Genomic DNA, 21,049 nt, shown 5'->3' with positions numbered 1-21,049 from the left:
CGCTCTCTCCTGCTGACTCGCAGGCCCGGATGCTGCTCTCTTGCTTCCTTCATGACGCCTCCTGGTGTGCGTTCAGGGGGTCAATTCTTCCTGTCGCCAGGGGGTCAATTTAATGTGTCGTCTGACAAGCGGGGCGATGGACTCCCCGTTTTCGGTTGGCCGACCTAGGCGCGGCGTACTGCTCGGTCAGGCGGCGACGAGCTCGCGTTCAATGACGATGTGTGGATGCAAGCCGGCGGTAGCGGCCATGTCCATCAGTGCATCCAGCGAAAACAAGCCAATTTTCCCCCGCATCAGCTCGGAGATACGCGGCTGCGTCACCCCAAGGCGTACGGGAGCAGAACTACATCCGACGCCCGCTCGACCTTCTGCGCGTGCATCACGAAAAAATCGAGGGCTGGACTCTCGAACAGGCTGGTATCGAGCAGCCGGGCGAGGGCCAGGCGCCGGGGCTGTGGGTGGTGGGGTAAGCCCTCTGGCTACGCGGCTTCGTGGTCGCTTGAGGTCTTGGTCTGAACGGTTTTCAACATGTTTGCTCGCTGTTTTCAACATGTTGTTTAGTGTTGTTCAAGTTGTCTTGTTTTTAACGCCGTAGTAACGCATTGTATAGGCGTTAATTTTTCGCGATTTTTTGAGATGTGTAACGGCCGGTTTTAAAGATAGTTGGAGCCATGCCTAAATTTGTTCACCACGATCTCGATCTTCTCAACCCTGCGTTCGACTCGCCGCTGGTTGATGTCCTGACCGAACTGGAGCACTTGAGGCGTTTGAAGTTGGGTGGGGATACCCCTCCGCCGATCTTCTTCCAGCTCAAGTCGATCTTCCACATGCTGGAGAGCCTGGGGTCTGCTCGCATTGAGGGTAACCATACGACCCTGGCTGACTACGTTGAGAGCAGGGTTACAGGGCATGTCAACGAGTCTGATCAACTGAGGGAAGTCGCCAACATTGAAGAGGCGATGGACTACATCGAGAGCAGCGTGGTCCCCGGTGATCCCCTCACAGAACACTTCATTCGCGAGCTGCATGTGCTGACAGTGCGGAGCCTGGAGAGGGAAGGTGATCAGAACCCGGGCGCGTACCGGGCTGGACAGGTTCGCATCGCGCAATCGGAGCATCTTCCACCTGAGGCGGTTCTTGTGCCCGGCTACATGGCCGAACTGATCTCGTTCATCAACAGTGATCACCCGCGCAAGTACGACCTGATGAAGGTGGCGCTTGCGCATCATCGGTTTGGATGGATTCACCCCTTCGGGAACGGCAACGGTCGGGTTGTTCGGCTCCTGACCTATGCGCTGCTGATCAAGTATGGCTTCAACGTCCAGGCCGGTGGTCGTCTGCTCAACCCCACAGCAGTATTCTGCAGCGACAGGGAACGCTACTACTCCATGCTCGCTCTTGCGGATCTTGGCACGCCGGCCGGTCTGGAGGAATGGTGCGAGTACGTCCTTTCGGGGGTACTTGAAGAGATGAAGAAGATCGACCGGCTGACTGACTTTACCTATCTGCAGCGCCACGTCCTGCTACCAGCGTTGGATTTCGCCAAAGATCGTCAGTTGATCACTCCGGGTGAGTCCGCAATCCTTGCTCAAGCGATTGCTGCAGGAACTTGCAAGGCAGGTGATTTGGCGAAAGTGATGCCCGATCTGAAGGCAAGTCAGCGCACTTACCAGATTCGGAAGCTCGTGGATCAGAAGATGCTGCAGCCTATCCATGAAGGGGCGCGGAAATATACCGCTGGCTTCGCGAACAACTACTTGATCCGAGGGGTGATCAAGGCGCTGACCGACGAGGGCTTCATCCCTGATCGCCTGGCTCGGGCATAGTGAATCGCCCCGGTTTTCGCGGAGGCTCCCACTCTTGAGATGATGGAGCCATGAAGAAGACAAGGAAATACGCCCCGGAAGTGCGTGAGCGTTCAGTGCGGATGCCGTTCTCGCGCATCAGACGCTCGATGCGCTGCGTGTCGATCCAGGCATATTTCACAGCAGCTCCTTCGCGATGGGAAGACGAAATTCGGGGGGCAGCTCAGTGGTGAAGTGCTATCCCGAGCGTTGGTGTAGCAGGAACGGACGGTCAATGTGCTGGGCGAGTTCTTCGACTGATGGGGCTGGCACGCCAGCGGCCAGGAAGTGCTCGCGCCATGCATTCACGGCTTCCACTACTCGATGAATTTCAGCCTTGGCGGCCTGAGGCGTCAGCCAGTATTGCCCGGCGGCGGAGAGCGCGTTCTCGAGGGTGGATTCTGCCCCTTGCGTTCCCACCGTCATCGCCTGGTAGCCCAAGGACTGCCCCATCGGTAACACATCGAAAGCGGGTGCGAGCGCGTACTGTTGGGCCTGGCTGACCAGTAGTACATGGTTTTTTTCGTGGTCGTCCGTGTTGTCGATGAGGATGTTGAACACCATGCGCCGGAACAGCTCATGCATCTGGGAGCGATGGGTCTCGACATCTCCCCGGCGACGCAGGAGCTGAGCCAGGTTTGGGTACGACATCTCGACGCCCGCGGCTTTCAAGGCCACGTTGGCGGACAGCGCATGAAGCCGTCGCCCTCCTTTGCGATCGAAACGCTTGATAGCCAGCGCAACGCCTCGGGCAAACGGTATGGGACGGGTTTCCGCCACCGCAATCCCTGCTTTCGCCGCAAGCGTCAGGGAGGCATGTTCAATCAAGGGTTCCGCGGGGCGGTCCTCCTCGGTAAACTTGAGCACCCACTCCTCGCCATCGAGTTGCAACAAGGCTTTCGGACGGGCTCCCCCCATGGTGACCCCCGGGGCTATCAGCCGTTTGTGGCGTTCATCAATGGGCTCCTGGGCCAGCACCCGCCGAACGATTTCGGCAATCGTTTCGACGTCCCCCAGCTTGGGCAGGGGGCCGATCTCCCGGGGCAGGTAGGTTTGCGCGGAAGATGACACGCCCAGTGCGCCGAAGCGGTCGTCGCCCGCGTAGTAGAGATACTCCAGGAGCGAGAGCCGTGGCGGGCGGTCGAGCAAGCGGATAACGCGCTCCCCCCAACGGTCTGGTCGCGCATCGTCCACGGCTCCGGCCGCGAGGTCTTTGTCCTTCGGGAAAAACTCCTGGTCGCTCAAGGGCAGGTCTTCGCTCAGCGCGAAGCCGTATTTGAGCCAAGTCTCCGCGTAGCGGAGTGAAACCGCGCGGCGACTCATGGCGAGATTGAGTTCGCCCACCGGCACGGGGGCCTCGGGGGCCCCGAGATACCACAGGTAGAGTGTGTCTGGCATGACAGGTGCGCTCATGGCGCATCGCCTTGCTTGTCACGGCTCGCCGCAGCTGCCGTACGCGTTCTGCGGGCCCGCAGCCGGCTGGCCTGGCGGACATCGGATTCGAGGGCCCGAACATCTTTCCCAGGTTCAGCCAACTCACCGAGCCCGTCCGCCAAGCCAAGCAGCCACAAGGCGGAGGCATACACCCCCATGCTGACGGATGGGTCCCCTTTCTCCAGGCGAATCAGCGTGGGAATGGAGACCCCAAGGCGCGCTGCCCACTGTCGCTGGGACTCTTTGCGCCGAAGCCGTGCCACGGCCAGTCTCTCCCCAAGGGTCTGCAGGGAGAGCAAGACTTCCGGCGGTAAGGAGCTCAGGGCTAAAGAAGGCTTTGACATAACGTAAAAGTAGCTAAAAAATATAAAAAAGTAAATTTTATGTTATGTCGATGCTGGGGAGGGGCCGCCATTAGACAGGGGTGCTGCCAGATTAACCTCGACACAGCCGGTCAGCGCCTGGATGCGTGTGAGCCACACCGGCATCCACAGCCTGGAGCTGCTCCGGGTACTCGGCCAAGTCGCGGGCCCATCAGATTCGAACCATGCGGGAAGACGATGTCGCCGGCACGCTCCTAGGTGGAGGCCCTCGTCCATCGGGTAGGCGACGTGCTGTTTTGGTTGGGGTTACGCCGGGGTTACGTTCTCCGGAGTCTGACGAAGCTGGCGGCGGTAAGGTTCTCGAGACCCCGGACCCGATCGTCCTTGCTGCGCGCACGCACCAGCAGGGTCTGGCCGCTCGGGTCATCCTTGCCGACGATGGACCGAACGCTGTCCGACAAACAGGTCCACATGCCTTGATTCTCCTTCAAGGAGGTGTAGAGCCTGCCAATGCTGCCAGCGCCTGCAGGATGGGTTGATCGTTCTTGTGGGTCAGCGCCATCGCCAGCCCGGTTTCTTCGAAGGTCTCGCGCAGGGCAGTGGCCTGCAGGCTCATGCCTGCCTCTTGGGTTCCTTTCGGGAATGTGACCGGATAGCCCCCGAAGGCGTTGCTGGGCGCGACCAACCAGATGCGCCCGTCTGATTCCAGCACCGCCACGCCAGCGGCGGCTTTCTTGCCCTTGGGCCGTGTGAAGGTGGGTTCCGCAATCCGGTGGATATCCGCGAGGGCTTCCCAGTCGGTAGCGCTCCGCGGCATATCGCGCCAGTGGGTAAAGGGGATGCCACCAAGCGCCGGGGGCATGGGGCCGTCAGGGATCACCACTGCGTGGCCGGCATCCCAGCTCCATTTGCATGTCTTCATCGCTTTCCAGGGTGCGGTCTTTTTGCCCGGATTGGCTCAGCGAGCTGTCCCGCAAGTGGCGCAGCAGCCCGCCTTCTGTTTGGTGTGCTACAGCGAGAAGGGTTTGACGGTCATCGTGGTGGCACCGGATGCTTACCTGGGGTTGGCCGAGGAGATCGCAGGCCGGCGCCGGTTGTTGTACGTAGCGCAGACTCGTGCCAAGAGTGGTGCGCTCCTGCTGCGGGTGTAGCAGGAGCGTGACAGGGTCTGCATCCCGGGCTTTACCAGTCTTTGAGCCCGCTGTTGTCGGAATAAATCGGCATCACCTCGCCCTTGTCTTTGTCCACCCGAAAAGCGAGGCGGAACTGGTAGCTGCAGTGCGACAGCCCGGTTTCGTACTTCCGTCTGAAGCGGGGCTGCTGGTCGGCGTTCACGCTCATCTTGATCGACGAAGCGCCGCAGCCGCCATTGCCAAGCCGTGCCACCACCGTCGAGTTGCCGGGGCTCAGGTATCCATTCAGGGGAATGGTGTGGCTGCGGCCTGTCCAGAACAGGATGCGGTTGGCGGCGGTGAGCTGGTTGTCGTTGGTGACGTCGGCGTTGTCGGGCACCACATACAGGGAGATGTCGTCGTCGATGTCGTCCATCGCGATGGTCATCTCGTACTGCTGGGGGTTGAGCGTGCTGCATTTTTTTTCGTCGTAAACGACCGAGTAGGCCATTTTGGCAATCTCTTCGGAATCGACGTACTTCAGCGTGTAGGCGATGGGGGCTCCCGGGTTGGCTGCACTGTAACGGGCGGTCTTGGCCTGGCCCAGGTAGTTCATCAGCTTGGCATACATGTTGTCGCCTGCTGCTGCACTCAGCGGCTTGACGGCGGCACCCGCATCGCCCCCGATCACGATGTAGGTGATCTCGGAGCTGTTCAGGATGTTCTTGAACTCAGAGGATGCCTCGCCGCCGGCCTCCACGGCGCCCTTGTAGGCGGCCTTGAAGGCAGCTTCGAGTTCTTGAACAGATTTTTCCGAGGTCAAGGCAAACAAGACCTGGCGGCCGTATTTGACCTGCGAGACGTACAGCGGCGCGTTGTCGGTGCCAATCTGGTTGTCCGGGTCGGCAAAGAGGTCTCCGTCGCGGAAGAAGCGGGTGGCCCGGTAGGTGTTGTAAATCTCGCTGGCCCGTGGCGGGGTGTAGTTCACGGTGTAGAAGGTCTGTGTGAACTTGGCAACGATCGTGTTGCGGGCACTGCTCTGGTTGGAGTTCAGCAGCGCGGAAACCTCGACGCCGTAAGCGCCTGCGCTGAGATTCAGCTTGTAGGCCACCTGCCGCTCCGAGTAAGCCTCGTATGTGGAAAGACTGGAGTCGGCGTTTGTCCCCAGCACGTTCGCGTCTGCACCGATGACCTGCTTGACGAGGTCGTCCACCGTGGCCTTGTCGAAGTCTCCGGCCAGATCGCTGTAGGCACTCGACCGAAGCGTCAGCCCATCGACCTGGAAGCGTCCGCCAGACCGTGGAATGGTGACCAGTTTGTAATTGCTGCCGCCCAACTCCTGCCCTTGCAGCATGGCGCCAGGAAAGATCTCCGGACGCTGCATGAACAGTGACATGCCCTCCAGCGCCTTGATATCCGAAGCGCCCATGTTTTGCGTCGTGCACATCTGGATGCCGTTGCTGTGGCCTTTGTTGCCGGGGCAGGCGGTGGTGGTGTTGCCGGCGCTGCAGACTGTCTGCGCTGCGCCAATGGCGCCGTTCTGGCCCTTGCTCGTGGGCAGCTTGGCGGGGTAAGCATCCCGCAGATGCTGTAGGTAGGGTGCCAGCGTGTTGTAGCTGCCGCTGTCAACGATCAGGTGGGTGCGGATTGCGTCACGCCAGTCAACGTCTGTCAGGATGGCCCCCCGAAGGTCGGCAGCGGTCAGGTCGGCAGCGGTCAGAAAGGCGCCCGTCAGATCGGCGCGGCTGAGATTGGCATGCACCAGCTTGGCGCCGGTGAGATCGGCCATCCTGAGGGAGGCGCCTGACAGGTTGGCGTCAGTCAGGTCACAGGCACGGCACGATCCGCTCTTGACCAGATCATCTGCCGTACCCGTCAGGGCCATGGCCGTTGCACTCATCAGGGTGCGCAAGTTGGCTGCCGGGTTCTGGGCCGGGGGTTGTGCCGCGGCGCCGAGATGGATGAAGACCGGGACGGGCGAGGTCAGGTTTGCGGCTGCCTGTACCGTGAGTGAGTAGCGACCAGGCAGGAGCTTCGCGCTGCCCGAGGGCTGATCGCCCTGCAGGTCCAGCAGCACCTCGCCGGCACTGTTGGTGATTCGCAGTGCGGCGATATGCGCCAGATCGGCGGCGTCCAGCGCCATGGTGACCTGTTCCTCCTCCATCACGTCGAAGAACGCGCGATCCGCGCCGGACTCCTCGGTGTCTTCATCGCTTTCGGGGTGGCCATGCGGTTCCAGCTGGAACACCAGCGTGCCACTGCCCCAGACCGGGATCACCCCGCCTTCGTGGTCACCTTGCTGGTGCAATTCAGCCTCGCCCCATGCGGCCTTGACGACCGTGTCGTATGCGCGAGCTGGGGTGGACGAACCATTGTCGCCACAGGCGCTCAGTCCGAGCAAAAGGGCTGTGGCCACCATGGTGACCGATACGCGCCAGGGTGGTCTGACACAGGAAAAGAGACGCTTCATAGCTCGCTCCTCGTTGCTGCCCTTGCTGATGGAGCCGTCAGGATAGCACCGACACCTTGTATGCATTCAGGGCATGTTCAAGCTGCTTGTGGAGCAGGGCGCCCACGTCCACCCGGGCACCCAGCGTGGCGGCCAGCAGATAGAGCCCGCCAAGCTTCCGGTGCAGGAACAGGGCGTCGGCAGGGGGGGTGTGCCAGAAATCCCGGTCCATGCCAAGGATCAGGCCGGCGTCGCGGATGCGGGTGGCCAGGTTGGAGCGGCCAAAATCGTAGGGGCCGGCCTGGCGCAGGGGTTCGCAGGCCACTTCGAAAATGTCGAGGACAGCCCGGTGGTGGTCTGCGCGGATGCCGGCCTGAAAGTAACCAATGGCTTCGGCTGCTTCGGCGATCCCCGCCCGCTCTCCACGGGCAGCGGATTCCATCAGCTGACGGTAGGCGCTCACCGTTGCGGGGGCGTAGGTTCGGGTGGCACCAAAGTCGAGCAGGATCAGGCGCCGGCTTGCAAGGTCGTAGCGGTAATTGGCGAAATTGGGGTCAGTCTGCACGAGGTGGAATTCGAAGAGCTCGCGAAACAGCAGTTCGAAGAGCAGGCTGGCAACCCGGTCGCGCTCCGCCTGTGATGCGTGCGCCAGGGCTTCCACCGGTTCGCCTTCCACATGGCTCATGACCAGGATCTGGGCGTTGGTGAGCGGTTCCTGGACTTCGGGCAGCAAAAAGTCTGTGTGGTCTGCCAGCAGGGCGCGGAAGCGGGTCAGATGAGCGGCTTCGATGCGGTAGTCGGCTTCTGCGTGGAGCTGGCGCTTGGCTTCGTCAAGCAGGGGCTGGATGTCGAGGGTTTTTGGCAGCAGACCCGAGAGCCGCAGCAGGCTGGCAACGTTGTCCACATCGCTCGAAATGCTCTGGCGTATGCCGGGGTACTGTACCTTGATGGCGAGACGGCGTCCGTCCAGGTCCCGCGCGGCATGCACCTGGCCGATCGAGGCGGCTGCCATCGGGGTGAAGGAAAACTGCTGGAACTGCTGTTCCCAGCCCTGGCCCCAGTGCGCATTCAGCACCGCAACCAGCTGGCTCATGGGCATCGACCGGGCATCGGAACGCAGCCGGGAGAGGATGTCGCGGAGTTCGGGTGGGAGCAGGTCACCGGCATCCATCGACAGCAGCTGACCGACCTTCATGGCCGCCCCGCGCAACTGGGCCAGCTCTTCGGCCACGCGTCGGGCGTTGGCCGGAGTCAGCAGCAGGTCGGATACCTTTGGCCTGCGGCCCTGCGCCAGCTGCCTGGCACCTTCAGCCAGCATGCCGCCGGCCACGCCTGACGCCAGCGAGCCCAGGCGGGCCAGCCGTGACAGGCGGCCGGTCGGGATTGCAAACGGCGTGCTCTTCGGTTTCAACGGTCCGGCTGCCATGCGTCGTCCTTGTCCTCCTTGAGCGGATAGGCATCGGCCACGTAGGCCGGGCCTTTCATGACCATGCAGATGAAGGCGGCGATGGCGACGGTGAACAACACCGTCCAGTGAAGAATCACCAGGCTGATGACATAGATATCGGTTGTGGTGACCTGGGTGCCCGGTGCAAGGTCTGGCTGCAGTACCAGCCACAGCCGTACCAGCAGCGAGGGGGCGCACAGTAACAGGCTGCCGAGCCAGAACAGACGGGGCAGCGCACGCAATACATTCCGCTCGAGCCCGGGCGGGGTGCGGGTGAAGCCGGGCAGCTTTGTGAACAGCCGTGACATGACATGCCTCCTTGCTGAAGGATTCCCATGGACCGGAATGGTCGCCGGAGAATGCTTTTCAGGCTTGTTTGATATTACAATCTGCAATTAATTTGTCCAGGACAAAACATGAAAAATAAGCCTTTTGTTGCGGTTGTTGGCGGTGGTATTGCTGGTTTGTCCTGTGCAGTTGAGCTGCGCAAGCTGGGTCTGGAGGTGCTTGTATTTGACAAGAGCCGTGGGGTCGCCGGGCGCATGAGCACGCGTCGCGGGGAGGGCTGGCAGTGCGATCACGGGGCTCAATACTTTACCGCACGTGATCCGGGGTTTCGCGCCGAGGTGGCGCGCTGGCAGGCTGCCGGCGTTGCCGCCGTGTGGCAGCCGCGTCTGGCGGTGATGGGAGGGTCTGGAGCGCATCAGCCGGATGCCGGTCTTGAGCGCTTCGTCGGTGTGCCGCGCATGACCGCCCCGGCACGTCATCTGGCCGATGGGCTCGACCTGCGCCTGGAGTCCCCGGTCGTCGGGCTGCGTCGGGACGGCGTGAGCTGGTGTCTTGACACCCTCAATGCAGGAGAAAGTGTGGCGCGCTTTGACGCGGTCATCCTCGCTGTGCCGGCCCCCCAGGCCGTGCCTCTGCTCCAGCCCGTTTCGGATCGACTGGCGGCCATGGCCGCCCAGGTGGTCATGCGCGGAAGCTGGGCGCTGATGCTCCGCTACGCCACACCTCTGAGCCTGCCTTTTGATGCGGCTTTCGTTAACGATGGCCCGTTGCGCTGGATCGCTCGCGACTGCAGCAAGCCCGGGCGCGAACGGATGGAGACCTGGTTGCTGCATGCCACAGCTGAATGGAGCGAAGCCCACATGGAGGATTCGTCCGAGCAGGTGGCGGAAGCGCTGCTGGCGGCTTTCTCCGCACTGGGTGGGGCGGCCCCGGTTGCGTGGACCGCTCACCGCTGGCGTTACGCGGATTCTTTGCCGGCCCTTGAGGATGAGTGTGCGTGGGATGACAGCACGCGTCTCGGCATGTGTGGGGACTGGCTGAACGGCGGGAAGGTTGAGGGGGCCTGGCTCGGCGGCCGTGCGCTGGCCCGGAGGGTGGCCGCTTCATTCTCATGATGCCTGGGCCGCTGTGCTGAGGGCAGCTCCTCGGGTACCATCACACAGGCCCGGCCTGAGATGAGGCGGGTTTCATCAGGATGCCTGCAGATGTCAAGGAACGACTCGTTTCAGGTGGATGTGGATCGACTGACCACCTGGACTCGCTACCGCAACGGCCTGTGTGCCGACTGTGCGGCCCATTGCTGCACCATGCCGGTGGAAGTCCGGGTGGCAGACCTGGTCCGCCTCGAATGGGTGGATCCCTTTGAGGCCGAGCATGAAGCTCCCAAGCAGATTGCCCGGCGTCTGACGAAGACAGGGCAGATCGGCCACTTCAATTTCAAGCAGGGTATTTTCACCTTGGCCCGCCGGGCCAGCGGCGACTGCCATCTGCTGGATCCCTTGACCCGGCGATGTACGGTGTACGAGCGCCGTCCCGAGACCTGTCGCCGGCATCCTCAGGTGGGGCCCAGGCCAGGCTTCTGCCCCTATGGCCCACGTGGCCGGGGTGCGGGTGGGCAAGGCGTTCCGTGAGCGTTCTGTTCAGCCCTCGCCGCCCGTCATGGGCCCGAGGACGCGCAGGATCTCTTCCATGGTCGTCACCCCGGCCCGGACCTTCTCGAGGCCATGCAGCCCGATGCTGCCAAACCCCTTGTCCCGCACCCGGCGGCGGATTTCCAGAACACTGGCGCCACTGCCGATGCAGTCGCGCAGATCGTCGTCGAGGTTCAGAACTTCGTACAGGGCGACGCGGCCCTTGTAGCCGGTGTCGTGGCAGGCAGTGCAGCCTTGCCCTTTCCAGACCTGCGCGACGTCTGAAAAGGCGCTGCCCAGCCGGCGCTGCAAGGCGGGGTCGATGGTGGCTTCCGTGCGGCACTCCGGGCAGATCTGGCGCACCAGGCGCTGGGCAATGATGCCTTCCAGGGCGCTGGCCACCACGTAGGGCTTGAGGCCCAGGTCAAACAGGCGCGCAATGGTGGCCACCGCGGAGTTGGTGTGCAGCGTGGAATACACCAGGTGTCCGGTGAGGGCTGCATGGAAGGCCACTTCCGCGGTCTCGAAGTCGCGGATCTCCCCGAGCAGGATCACGTCCGGATCCTGCCGCAGCAGGGCGCGCAGCACGGAGGGAAAGGTCAGGCCGATCTTTTCCCGGACCAGCACCTGGCCGGCCATGTCCATGTAGTACTCCACCGGGTCTTCGATGGTGACGTAGTTCTTGTCGGGGGTGGCGTCGTGCTGGAGCAGGGAGTACAGGGTGGTGGTCTTGCCGCTGCCGGTGGGGCCGGTGGCGAGGATGATGCCCTGGGGCTTGGCCACCATGTCGGTCACCCGGGGCAGGTCCTGTACCGAAAAACCGAGCCGGGCCAGGCTGTGTACCGCTGAGTTGCGATCGAGGATCCGCATCACCACCTTTTCCCCGTTGATGGTGGGGAGCGTGGAGATGCGCAGGTCCACCATCCGCAGGGGGGTCTTGACGGTGATGCGTCCGTCCTGAGGCTTGCGCCGTTCGGAGATGTCGAGCTCGGACATGATCTTCAGGCGTGACACCAGGGACTGGTGGAGCTGGTGGGGGATGTGGATCTTGTCGATGAGTACGCCATCGATCCGGTAGCGCACCACGACGCTCTTGGTGCGGGGCTGGATGTGGATGTCGGAAGCGCCCAGGCGGATGGCTTCCAGGATGATGGCATTGGCCAGGCGGATGGCCGGCGGAGCTTCGGTGTCGCGAAGGAGTTCTTCCAGGCCGGTGGCGTCGTCCTCTTCGATGACGATCTCGATCCCCTCGTAGGGATCGGGGGAGGAGACCAGCGTCTCCAGTTCCTTGAAGTCCACCTCACCATTGCCGTAGAGCTCGTCGAGTTTCCGGCGGATGGCGGCGGCGTCTGCCGTGACCACCTGCAGCTCCAGCCCGGCGGTGAAGCGCACTTCGTCGATCAGGCCTTCGTCCAGCGGGTCGGCCATGGCCAGCATCAGATGCTTGCCCTGCAGCTTGAGGGGAACCACCAGCTGTCGGGTACAGAAGCTTCGCGGGATCAGTTCGGCCACGGCCGGATCGATATGGAATTCTGCCAGCTGCACTTCCTCGATCAGCAGCTCCTTGGTCAGCAGGTTCCGGATCCGGCGCTCCTCGATCCAGTCCTTTTCCAGCAGCAGGGCGATGAAGGGCTCTTTGCGCCGCTCCTGCTGCAGGGTCAGCTCCTGCAGCTGGATGGCCGAGAGCAGGTTCTTCTTGTGCAGCATGATGCCCAGCCGGCTCCGGTGAGTGGCTGCCAGCTTGGAGAGGGCTTTGATCTCCTTGGATTTTTTATCATTCTCGGTCTTGAGCGCCCGGTTGCGGGCGATCAGGTCGAACTGCTCCAGGGCGAGGGCCACGGTGACCCGCAGGTCGTCGTCGTTCCAGGGTTTGAGGATGAACTTGTAAACGGCGCCTTCGTTGATGGCCCCCATCACCGCGTCGGTGTTGGCGTGACCGGTGAGCATGATGCGGATGGTGTCCGGGGAGCGCAGCTTCACTTCCCGTAAAAACTGGGCGCCGTTCATGCCCGGCATCATGAAGTCGCTGATGACCAGATTGACCGCTCCTTCGGCCAGTCGTGCGAGTCCTTCCTCAGCGCTGCCGGCGCTCAGGATCTCGTAGTTTTCCTGGCGGAAGACCCGGCCGAGGGCCCGCACGATGCCGACCTCGTCATCCACCAGCAAAAGTCGGTAGCGGGGGGGCGTCAGATGACTGGCAGGGGCCTGGGGCGCATTCGTGGCGCCGGTGAACAGGCTCTTGTAATCAGTCATGGCCGTGGGGGAAGCGGAGGTAGACGGTGGTGCCCTGCCCTGGCAGGCTTTTCAGGGTGATCTGTCCGCCGTGGGCCAGGATGATGTTGCGGGCTGTGGAGAGGCCCAGGCCGGTGCCGTTGCCTACGGCGCGGGTGGTGTAGAAAGGTTCGAAGGCGCGGGCGAGCTGCTCCGCGGTCATACCGATCCCGTTGTCGTGGAGGAGGATCCGGATGTCTTCCGGGGTGGCGCAGCTGCGGATCGTGACTTTCCCCGGGTGCCCGCTGTCCTGTATGGCCTGAATGCCATTGCGGATGAGGCTGTAGAAGACCTGATTCAGGTGACCCGGGTTGCACTGCTGGCAGGGCAGGGGGTTCAGGTCGGTGATCAGCTCCACCCCCGGTGGCAGGGAGGCCTCGATCACGCTCACCGCGTGCTTCAGGCAGGTGTTGAGATCGGCCAGCGCCTTTTCGGGTCGGTCCACATGGGAAAAGCTCTTCAGGTCGGCAACGATGCGGGCGATCCGTTCCAGACCACCATCACAGTCCCTCAGCAGATCGGGGCTGTCCTCCAGGACGTAATCCAGGTCCAGGGTTTGCCAGGCGGTCTGGGCGTCGGCCAGCTGGGGGCGGAGCGCCGCAAATTTGTCCAGATACAGGCGCAGGGTTCCCAGGTTGCTGCGCACGAAACCTAAAGGATTGTTGATTTCGTGGGCCATGCCCGCGGCGAGTTGGCCCACGGATGCCAGTTTTTCTGCCTGGTAGAGTTGCTCCTGCCGCTGTTTCAGCGTGGTCACCTGGACAGCCACCCGTTCTTCAAGCTCTTCGGACAGCTTGCGGTAGCGCGCTTCGGAGGCCAGCAGGCGGGCATGCTCCAGCTTCAGGGTTTCAAAGTCCTGGGTCACGGCCTCCAGATGCAGGGCAGAAGCCGCCCGGTAGCGTGCCTCTGCCCGCAGCAGCCCCATGAACAAGCGGGCAGCCGCCTGCAGATGCCTGGGGGACGCACTGCTGCTCACCAGGTAGCCGGCGGGTTCGATCTCCAGGGTCAGGGCTTCCCGACGGGCTCCCGGTATCAGGGTGCCCCACAATGGGCTGCCATCCCGGTCCAGGATCGCCGCATCGCCTTCCAGCAGTTCAGCCAGGGGTGGTCCCATGCGGGCCAGAGCGGCTGCGTCGAGCAACTCTCCGAGCTGCCATTCCTTGTCGAAGTCGGTGACGCTCATGATGAGCGCCCCAGCAGGCCGGTCACGAAAGCCTCCTCGCTGATCCCATGCGTGGTGGCCAGTGCCAGCGGAAGGGCATGATGACGGTAGAGCAGGCGCAGCAGGGTCTCGAAGGTTTCCGTCACGGCTTTCCCCTGAAGGGCACACGCGAAACACAGGGGCCACGGGGCGTTCGCCCAGCGGTCCCGGATCTCCGTTTCCGGGACCGCATTGGGCAGATCCCGCTTGTTGAACTGGACGACCAGGGGCAGGTGTTCGAAATCCAGGCCAACCCGATGACAATTGTCGGCCATGCTCTGGAAGGCTTCCCCGTTATTGACCTCCTGGTTGCGGGCCGAATCGGCCACGAACACCACGCCATCGGCCCGGGAGAGGACGGCCTTGCGGGTTCCGTCATGGGCCACCTGGCCGGGCACGGTGAACAGACGTAGCTTGATCAGCAGCCCGGAAGGGGCCCGGAAGCCGAGGGGAAGCAGATCGAAGAACAGGGTGCGGTCATCCTTGGTCTCCATGGTCATCACCTCACCCTTGAGTTCGGGGGAGAGCTGGTCATGGAGACGCAACAGGTTGGTGGTCTTGCCGCTCTGGGCGGGGCCGTAATAGACCAGCTTGAAGGTGAGGCTGCCAGGGCTTTCTTCGGGCATGGTCTCAGTTTTCCGGCGGAAGGAGCTGATCGAGGATCATGGTGCCATCCTCGCCCCAGGTTTCAGGGGGGGAATGGCGAACAGCCGGGGTTTGCCTGTTGGGGGCTCCAGGCGGAAGCGGGCGACAGCCTGGACCAGATTGCGCGCCTGCTCTTCGAGGGATTCTGCCGCAGCCGCAGCTTCTTCCACCAGCGCGGCATTCTGTTGGGTGACCTCGTCCATCTGGGTGACGGCAACGGTGATCTGCTCGATCCCCTGGGCCTGTTCCCGGCTGGCGCCCGAAATGCCGGTCACCAGCGCGGCCACCTCATGAAAGCTGCGCACCACTTCGTCCATGGTCTGGCCGGCCTCGCTGACCTGAACTGCGCCTGCTTCGACCGCGCTGAGGGAGGCGCTGATCAGTTCCTTGACCTCCTGGGCGGCCCGGGCCGAGCGCTGGGCCAGGTTGCGCACTTCCGTGGCCACAACGGCAAACCCCCGGCCCTGTTCGCCCGCCCGGGCGGCCTCGACGGCGGCGTTGAGGGCCAGGATGTTGGTCTGGAAGGAGATGGAGTCGATCACGCCGATGATGTCGCCGATCTTGCGGGAGCGCTCCTGGATGTCGTGCATGGTCGTGATGACCTGCCGGACGACCTCGCTGCCCCGCTGTACGTTGTCGTTGGAGCGCAAGGCCAGGGCGTTGGCCTGGGCGGCATTCTCTGCATTCTGTTGCACGGTGGAGTTGAGCTGGTCCATGGAGCTGGCGGTTTCCTCCAGGCTGGCGGCCTGCTCTTCGGTACGGGCGGACAGGTCCGCATTGCCCTTGGCGATTTCCCGGGCGCCGATCAGGACCTCATCGGAGGCCGTCTTGATCTGGCCCACCAGGGTGGCCATGGTCGTGAGCAGGGCGTTGATGCCTTCCGCCAGATCGGCCAGGAGGCCTTCCTTGTCATCCTTGCGGATCTGGCTTCCCAGGTCGCCCTGGACGGCGGCGTTGACGACCCGCAGGGTCTCTTCGACGGTGGAGTGCAGGGCTTGGGCTTCCCGTACCTGAAGGGTGACGTCCGTGGCGTACTTGACGACCTTGAAAGGCTTTCCGCTCAGATCCGGGATGGGGATGTAGCTGGCCTGGATCCAGACCTCCCGCCCGTCCTTGCCCAGCCGGCGAAAGCGGCCGTTCTGGGCCTCGCCCCGGCTGAGCTTGTCCCAGAAGCCGGCGTACTCCGGACTGTTTGCTTCCCCCGGAGGGAGAAACATCGCGTGATGGCGACCGGTGATCTCTTCCAGTGAGTAACCGAGGCTGGCCAGAAAGTTCGGGTTGGCGTGGACGACGGTGCCGTCCAGCTCAAACTGGATGATCGCCTGAACCTTGTCGATGGCGGCCAGCTGGCTTTCAAAGTCGGCGCTGCGCAATTTTACCGCGGTGATGTTGGTAGCGTACTTGATCACCTTGAAGGGGCGCCCTTGAGGGTCGCAGATCGGGTTGTAGGTGGCCTGGATCCAGATTTCCCGGCCGTTTTTTCCGATCCGCCGGTACTGACCGGCATGGTGGGTGCCGTACCCCAGGGTTTGCCAGAAATCCTGGTAGGCGGTGCTGGCAGCCTCTGCCGGAGGCATGAAGAGTCGGTGGTGCTTGCCCTGAATCTCGTCAAGGCGGTAGCCCAGGGCCTGAAGGAAGTTGTTATTGGCGGTGAGGATGGTGCCATCAAGGGCAAACTCCATGACCGCGAGGGAGGTGTCGATGGCCTGGATCTGCCCCCGCAATTCTGCCAGTTCGGTCGCGCTGACCCGGATTTCTGCTGTGTTACCAGAAGCCTGGCCGGGGCGGCCGAACAATTTGCCAAGGAATCCCATGATGTTTTCTCTTGTGTGAATGTGGGGTACGCCCGGAGCACGGCCGTAATCCAGACTAACGGCCGCTACGGGGGCGACTTGAAGATGCCCGTCCGGTCGACCGGTCCGGGCTGCCCGCCAAAGACCTGGTGGAGGTCACGAGCCCCCGAAAAAGGGGGGTGATATAATCGCTCCCTGAAAAATTTCGCCCGTCTTCCCCGGCGTCACGCATGCAGCTTTTTGCCCTCGGACTGAATTACCATACCGCGCCCCTCGCCATCCGCGAGCAGGTTGCGTTCCGTCCCGAGCGTCTGGCGGAGGCTCTGGCCCACCTGGTCAAGGTCAAGCCGGTCCGTGAAGCGGCGATCCTGTCCACCTGCAACCGTACCGAGCTGTATTTTGCAACCCAGCAGCCCCAGCATGCGGCTGACTGGTTTGCCGAGTACCACCACATTCCCCTCCGCGACATCTCTCCCTATCTGTATACCTATCCCCAGCGGGACGCGGTGCGCCATGTGTTCCGGGTGGCCAGTGGGCTGGACTCGATGGTGCTGGGGGAGCCCCAGATCCTGGGTCAGATGAAGGATGCGGTACGCCAGGCCGAGGAGGCCGGTACGCTGGGGGCGACGATGCACAAGCTGTTCCAGCGGACGTTCTCGGTGGCCAAGGAAGTCCGATCCACCACGGCGATCGGCGCGAACATCGTCTCCATGGCGGCGGCGGCCGTGCATCTGTCCGGGCGCATCTTTGAAAGTCTGTCCGACCAGCGGGTGCTGTTCGTGGGTGCGGGGGAAATGATCGAGCTGTGTGCTGCGCATTTCGGCGGTGAACAGCCAAAGCATCTGACCATCGCCAACCGCACGTCTGCCCGGGCCGAGGCCCTGGCGGAGCGCTTCGGCGGCGAGGCGATCCGCCTGGACCAGGTTGGGGATGTTCTGGCGTCCTACGACATCGTGGTGTCGTGCACCGGGAGTCCGCTGCCCATCATCGGCCTGGGCATGGTGGAGCGCGCCCTCAAGGCCCGCCGCCATCGCCCGATGGTGATGGTGGATCTGGCCGTGCCCAGGGACATTGAGGCGGAAGTTGCCGAGCTGGACGATGTCTTCCTGTACACCGTTGATGATCTGGCCCAGGTGGTGGAGTCGGGTCTTGAATCCCGTCAGGCGGCAGTGGTCGAGGCTGAAGGCATCATTGATCAGCGGGTGGATGGTTTCATCCACTGGCTCGACAGCCGGGATACGGTGCCCACCATCCGCGCCCTGCGCGAGCACGCGGATCTCCTGCGCCAGGCCGAGCTGGACAAGGCCCTCAGGCTGCTGGCCCGGGGGGACGATCCCCACAAGGTGCTCGAAGCACTGAGCCATGGCCTGACCAATAAGCTGATGCATGCCCCCACCCGTTTTCTCAATGATGCGGAGGGTGAGCAGCGGGGTGATTGTGCCGAGCTGGTTCAGCGTCTTTTCCATCTTCACAAGGACCACTAGCCTGTTTTGGCGGTGGTCCCCTTCGTCTGCCCGCACCGGCGGGCCTCAAACCCATGAAACAGCGTATCCGTGACAAGCTGGACAATCTGGCCGAGCGCCTCCAGGAACTGGATCGCCTGCTGGCGACCGGCGAAATGGCCAGCGACATGGACAATTACCGGAAACTGACCCGGGAACATGCCGAGATCACACCGGTGGTCGAGCTCTACCGGGGCTGGTGCCGGGCGCTTGAGGACGAGGCCACCTCCCGGGAGCTGCTGGCGGACCCGGAGATGAGGGAGCTGGCCGTCGCGGAACTGGAGGCGGCCCAGGCGGCCCAGGTGCGGATCGAGGAGCAGCTGCAGACGGCCATGCTGCCCCGGGACCCCAACGACGAGCGTAACCTCTTCCTCGAGATCCGCGCCGGCACCGGCGGTGACGAGGCGGCCCTCTTTGCCGGTGACCTGCTGCGCATGTATACCCGTTATGCCGAGCGCCAGGGATGGCGGGTCGAGATCATCTCGGCCAGCGATGCGGAGCTCGGTGGTTACAAGGAGGTCATTGTCCGGGTGGCCGGCCAGGGGGCCTATTCCCGCCTCAAGTTCGAGTCCGGCGGCCATCGGGTCCAGCGGGTGCCCGCCACCGAGACCCAGGGGCGCATCCATACCTCGGCCTGCACGGTGGCCGTGATGCCCGAGGCCGACGAGGTGGAGGACGTCCAGCTCAACCCGGCTGACCTGCGCATCGATACTTTCCGGGCCTCCGGTGCCGGCGGTCAGCACATCAACAAGACTGACTCCGCGGTGCGCATCACCCACCTTCCTACGGGTATCGTGGCCGAATGCCAGGACGGCCGCTCCCAGCACCAGAACAAGGCTTCGGCCCTGCGGGTGCTGGCCACCCGGATCAAGGACATCCAGGTGCGCGAACAGCAGGCCAAAGAGGCTGCCACCCGCAAGAGCCTGGTCGGCAGTGGCGACCGCTCCGAACGCATCCGGACCTACAACTATCCCCAGGGGCGCCTGACCGATCACCGGATCAACCTGACCCTCTACAAGCTGGACGCGGTGATGCAGGGCGAACTGGATGAGGTGGTGGCGACCCTGGTGGCCGAGCATCAGGCGGAACTGCTGGCGGCGCTGGCCGAGGACAATGGTTGAGCCCGCCGCCCTCCCGCAGACTGTGGGAGATGCCCTCGCCGTGGCCCGGGGGCGCATCCCGCCCGGGGAGGCCCGGATGTTCCTGCGGGAAATCCTGGCCTGTACCGCTGCCCGCATCGCCGCCTACCCGGAGCAGCCGCTAACCCCCGGGCAGGCGAGCCGGTTCGGTGACTGGCTGATCCGCCGGGAGGCCGGCGAGCCGATGGCCTACCTGCTGGGACAGCGGGAGTTCTACGGCCGCCGGTTCCAGGTTTCCCCGGCCGTGCTGATTCCCCGCCCGGAGACGGAGCTGATCGTGGATCTGGTCAAGGCGCGCTGCCGCCTTGCGGCTCCCCGCATCCTGGACCTGGGGACCGGCAGCGGCGCCCTGGCGGTCACCCTGGCCCTGGAAATCCCCGGCGCCCGGGTGAGCGCAGTGGATGTCTCCCCGGCGGCGCTGGACCTTGCCCGCAGCAATGGGGTTTCCCTGGATGCGCAGGTTTCTTTCATCGAGAGTGACTGGCTGGCTGCGTTGCCCGCAGGCCAGTTCTTCGATTTCATTGTCAGCAACCCCCCGTATATCGCTGCGGGCGACCCCCATCTGGCGCTGGGGGACGTGCGCTTCGAGCCGCCGGGGGCGCTGGCGTCCGGCCCTGCCGGCCTGGATGATCTGTGCCACATTGCCATGGCGGCTCCGGATTTTCTGGTGCCGGGCGGCTGGCTGCTGATGGAGCATGGTTACGACCAGGGGCCCGCCGTGCGCAGCCTGCTCGCCGAGCGGGGGTTCGAGCGCGTGGAGACGGTGCGGGATCTGGCGGGGCTGGAGCGGGTCGGCGTTGGCCAGTGGCGGTGCAACTGAAATCATTCACGTCAGGAGATATCTCCATGTCCGGATTCCATGCATGCCGTGCCGCCCGCCTGACGGGGGCCGAGGAGGATCTGGCCCGCTATGCAGGCCAGGTGGTGCTGGTCGTCAACACGGCCAGCCGCTGCGGCTTCACCCCCCAGTACGCGGCCCTGGAGGCGCTCTACCAGCGTTATCGGGAGCAGGGTTTCGTGATCCTGGGGTTTCCCTGCAACCAGTTCGGCGGCCAGGAGCCGGGGAACGGTGAGGAGATCGCCGCCTTCTGCGCGGTGAACTACGGGGTGAGTTTTCCCATGTTTGCCAAGGTGGATGTGAACGGCGCGGAGGCCCACCCGTTGTTCCGCTTCCTCACCGGGGCCTTGCCCGGGATCCTGGGGGCCCCCGTACGCTGGAACTTCACCAAATTCCTGATTGGGCGCGACGGGCAGCCCCTGAAGCGTTTTGCCCCCTTTACCCGGCCGTCCAGGATCGAGCCCCACCTCCGTGCTGCCCTGTCCGGCCCCGCACACCCTTGACGGGACAGGACGGTAAGCCTAGACTTTTCCGACTGATTTGCTCAACTATTTTGCGAGACTGACGAGACCACCATGGACGTTCAAAAGATCATTCACGAACAAGTCACCACCCATCCGGTCGTGCTGTACATGAAGGGCTCCCCCATGTTCCCCCGCTGCGGCTTCTCTTCAAACGCAGCCCAGATTCTCAAGGCCTGTGGTGTGAAGGACTTCTTCTCGGTGGATGTGCTGGCCGACGAGGGCATTCGCCAGGGCATCAAGGAATACGCCAACTGGCCGACCATTCCCCAGCTCTACGTCAAGGGCGAATTTGTCGGCGGTTCCGACATCATGCGCGAGATGTACGAGTCCGGCGAACTGAAGCAGATGCTGACGGACGCAGGCATCGTCGCCTGAACGACCCGGATCCTTCCGGATGCAGGGGCTGGGCACGGCGTGTCCAGCCCCTTTTTTGTGCGATTTGAACCGGTTCAAGTCCGGGGCGCTGAGGGGCCATTCAGGGCACCCCATTACACACATCTCCCACCCCTGTACTCTATCGTCCTGAGTGACGAACACAGGAAGCGTGCAGATGAGCTGGGCGAAGCAGGAGTTTGAGACGATCGAGCTGGGTGATGCGCGGCTGAATC

21 protein-coding genes are annotated in these 21,049 nt (G+C 63.4%); 9 read left to right on the top strand and 12 right to left on the bottom strand.

The annotated features are described in order from the left end of the window. Positions 1–186 precede the first annotated feature (186 nt). Positions 187–294 (bottom strand): hypothetical protein, encoded by a 108-nt coding sequence (locus tag PHD22_RS10925; protein ID WP_299866366.1) that lies wholly within the window; start codon positions 292–294, stop codon positions 187–189. 377 nt (positions 295–671) lie between these two features. Here PHD22_RS10925 and PHD22_RS10920 point away from each other — a divergent pair, with 377 nt between their 5' ends. Beyond that, positions 672–1,826 (top strand): Fic family protein, encoded by a 1,155-nt coding sequence (locus PHD22_RS10920; protein WP_299866363.1) that lies wholly within the window; start codon positions 672–674, stop codon positions 1,824–1,826. Between the two features lie 216 nt (positions 1,827–2,042). Here the strand turns inward: PHD22_RS10920 and PHD22_RS10915 are convergent, their stop codons facing one another. From PHD22_RS10915 to PHD22_RS10900, 4 genes are all read right to left on the bottom strand, one after another. After that, positions 2,043–3,257, bottom strand: a complete 1,215-nt coding sequence (locus tag PHD22_RS10915; RefSeq protein ID WP_299866361.1) for a type II toxin-antitoxin system HipA family toxin — start codon at positions 3,255–3,257, stop codon at positions 2,043–2,045. Continuing rightward, positions 3,254–3,622: a helix-turn-helix transcriptional regulator gene (locus PHD22_RS10910; RefSeq protein WP_299866359.1), complete on the bottom strand. Its 369-nt coding sequence runs from the start codon at positions 3,620–3,622 to the stop codon at positions 3,254–3,256. The genes PHD22_RS10915 and PHD22_RS10910 overlap by 4 nt, the downstream gene beginning before the upstream one ends. 296 nt (positions 3,623–3,918) lie before the next feature. Continuing rightward, entirely contained in the window at positions 3,919–4,074 is a 156-nt protein-coding gene (locus PHD22_RS10905) for a hypothetical protein (protein ID WP_299866356.1), read from the bottom strand. Between the two features lie 14 nt (positions 4,075–4,088). After that, on the bottom strand, positions 4,089–4,523 hold the full coding sequence (locus tag PHD22_RS10900; protein ID WP_299866353.1) for an NUDIX hydrolase: 435 nt from the start codon (positions 4,521–4,523) through the stop codon (positions 4,089–4,091). Positions 4,524–4,578: 55 nt separating this feature from the next. Between PHD22_RS10900 and PHD22_RS10895 the strand changes: the two genes are divergently transcribed. Beyond that, complete coding sequence (locus PHD22_RS10895; protein ID WP_299866350.1) at positions 4,579–4,752, top strand: hypothetical protein; 174 nt, start codon at positions 4,579–4,581, stop codon at positions 4,750–4,752. Positions 4,753–4,783: 31 nt separating this feature from the next. Here PHD22_RS10895 and PHD22_RS10890 read toward each other — a convergent pair whose 3' ends face one another. Genes PHD22_RS10890 through PHD22_RS10880 form a run of 3 tightly spaced genes read right to left on the bottom strand, consistent with a single transcriptional unit; the run spans position 4,784 to position 8,917 of the window. Beyond that, positions 4,784–7,183, bottom strand: coding sequence for a thiol-activated cytolysin family protein (locus PHD22_RS10890; protein WP_299866347.1), 2,400 nt, complete (start codon positions 7,181–7,183; stop codon positions 4,784–4,786). 37 nt (positions 7,184–7,220) lie between these two features. Next, positions 7,221–8,588: an AarF/ABC1/UbiB kinase family protein gene (locus PHD22_RS10885; RefSeq protein WP_299866344.1), complete on the bottom strand. Its 1,368-nt coding sequence runs from the start codon at positions 8,586–8,588 to the stop codon at positions 7,221–7,223. After that, entirely contained in the window at positions 8,570–8,917 is a 348-nt protein-coding gene (locus PHD22_RS10880) for a hypothetical protein (protein ID WP_299866339.1), read from the bottom strand. Before PHD22_RS10880 ends, PHD22_RS10885 begins: the two co-directional genes overlap by 19 nt. A gap of 108 nt (positions 8,918–9,025) precedes the next feature. Between PHD22_RS10880 and PHD22_RS10875 the strand changes: the two genes are divergently transcribed. Together PHD22_RS10875 and PHD22_RS10870 are read left to right on the top strand one after the other, a co-directional pair. Further along, positions 9,026–10,012, top strand: a complete 987-nt coding sequence (locus PHD22_RS10875; RefSeq protein ID WP_299866336.1) for an FAD-dependent oxidoreductase — start codon at positions 9,026–9,028, stop codon at positions 10,010–10,012. A gap of 90 nt (positions 10,013–10,102) precedes the next feature. Then, the gene (locus PHD22_RS10870; protein WP_299866333.1) at positions 10,103–10,528 is read left to right on the top strand and encodes a YkgJ family cysteine cluster protein; all 426 of its coding nucleotides are present in this window, start codon (positions 10,103–10,105) and stop codon (positions 10,526–10,528) included. A 9-nt stretch (positions 10,529–10,537) separates the two neighbouring features. Here PHD22_RS10870 and PHD22_RS10865 read toward each other — a convergent pair whose 3' ends face one another. Genes PHD22_RS10865 through PHD22_RS10850 form a run of 4 tightly spaced genes read right to left on the bottom strand, consistent with a single transcriptional unit; the run spans position 10,538 to position 16,459 of the window. Next, positions 10,538–12,781, bottom strand: coding sequence for an ATPase, T2SS/T4P/T4SS family (locus PHD22_RS10865; protein ID WP_299866329.1), 2,244 nt, complete (start codon positions 12,779–12,781; stop codon positions 10,538–10,540). Next, positions 12,774–13,982, bottom strand: coding sequence for an ATP-binding protein (locus PHD22_RS10860; protein ID WP_299866327.1), 1,209 nt, complete (start codon positions 13,980–13,982; stop codon positions 12,774–12,776). The genes PHD22_RS10865 and PHD22_RS10860 overlap by 8 nt, the downstream gene beginning before the upstream one ends. After that, entirely contained in the window at positions 13,979–14,626 is a 648-nt protein-coding gene (locus PHD22_RS10855; protein WP_299866325.1) for a GTPase domain-containing protein, read from the bottom strand. The genes PHD22_RS10860 and PHD22_RS10855 overlap by 4 nt, the downstream gene beginning before the upstream one ends. Positions 14,627–14,662: 36 nt before the next feature. Beyond that, positions 14,663–16,459, bottom strand: a complete 1,797-nt coding sequence (locus tag PHD22_RS10850) for a methyl-accepting chemotaxis protein (RefSeq protein ID WP_299866323.1) — start codon at positions 16,457–16,459, stop codon at positions 14,663–14,665. A 209-nt stretch (positions 16,460–16,668) separates the two neighbouring features. On the opposite strand from PHD22_RS10850, the gene hemA reads away from it, so the two are divergent. From hemA to grxD, 5 genes are all read left to right on the top strand, one after another. Continuing rightward, positions 16,669–17,922: a glutamyl-tRNA reductase gene (gene hemA / locus PHD22_RS10845; protein ID WP_299866321.1), complete on the top strand. Its 1,254-nt coding sequence runs from the start codon at positions 16,669–16,671 to the stop codon at positions 17,920–17,922. 53 nt (positions 17,923–17,975) lie between these two features. Continuing rightward, positions 17,976–19,061: a peptide chain release factor 1 gene (gene prfA, locus PHD22_RS10840; protein ID WP_299866320.1), complete on the top strand. Its 1,086-nt coding sequence runs from the start codon at positions 17,976–17,978 to the stop codon at positions 19,059–19,061. After that, on the top strand, positions 19,054–19,899 hold the full coding sequence (gene prmC / locus PHD22_RS10835) for a peptide chain release factor N(5)-glutamine methyltransferase (protein WP_299866317.1): 846 nt from the start codon (positions 19,054–19,056) through the stop codon (positions 19,897–19,899). The genes prfA and prmC overlap by 8 nt, the downstream gene beginning before the upstream one ends. A 26-nt stretch (positions 19,900–19,925) precedes the next feature. Then, on the top strand, positions 19,926–20,420 hold the full coding sequence (locus PHD22_RS10830; RefSeq protein WP_299866314.1) for a glutathione peroxidase: 495 nt from the start codon (positions 19,926–19,928) through the stop codon (positions 20,418–20,420). Between the two features lie 72 nt (positions 20,421–20,492). Next, positions 20,493–20,816 carry a Grx4 family monothiol glutaredoxin gene (grxD, locus tag PHD22_RS10825; RefSeq protein ID WP_299866311.1) on the top strand — a complete coding sequence of 108 codons (324 nt, stop codon included), beginning with the start codon at positions 20,493–20,495 and terminating at the stop codon, positions 20,814–20,816. The last annotated feature ends 233 nt before the right edge of the window (positions 20,817–21,049 follow it).

Source organism: Zoogloea sp. (genome assembly GCF_028693495.1).
Lineage (GTDB): Bacteria > Pseudomonadota > Gammaproteobacteria > Burkholderiales > Rhodocyclaceae > Zoogloea.
This window is presented reverse-complemented; position numbering and strand designations above follow the sequence as displayed.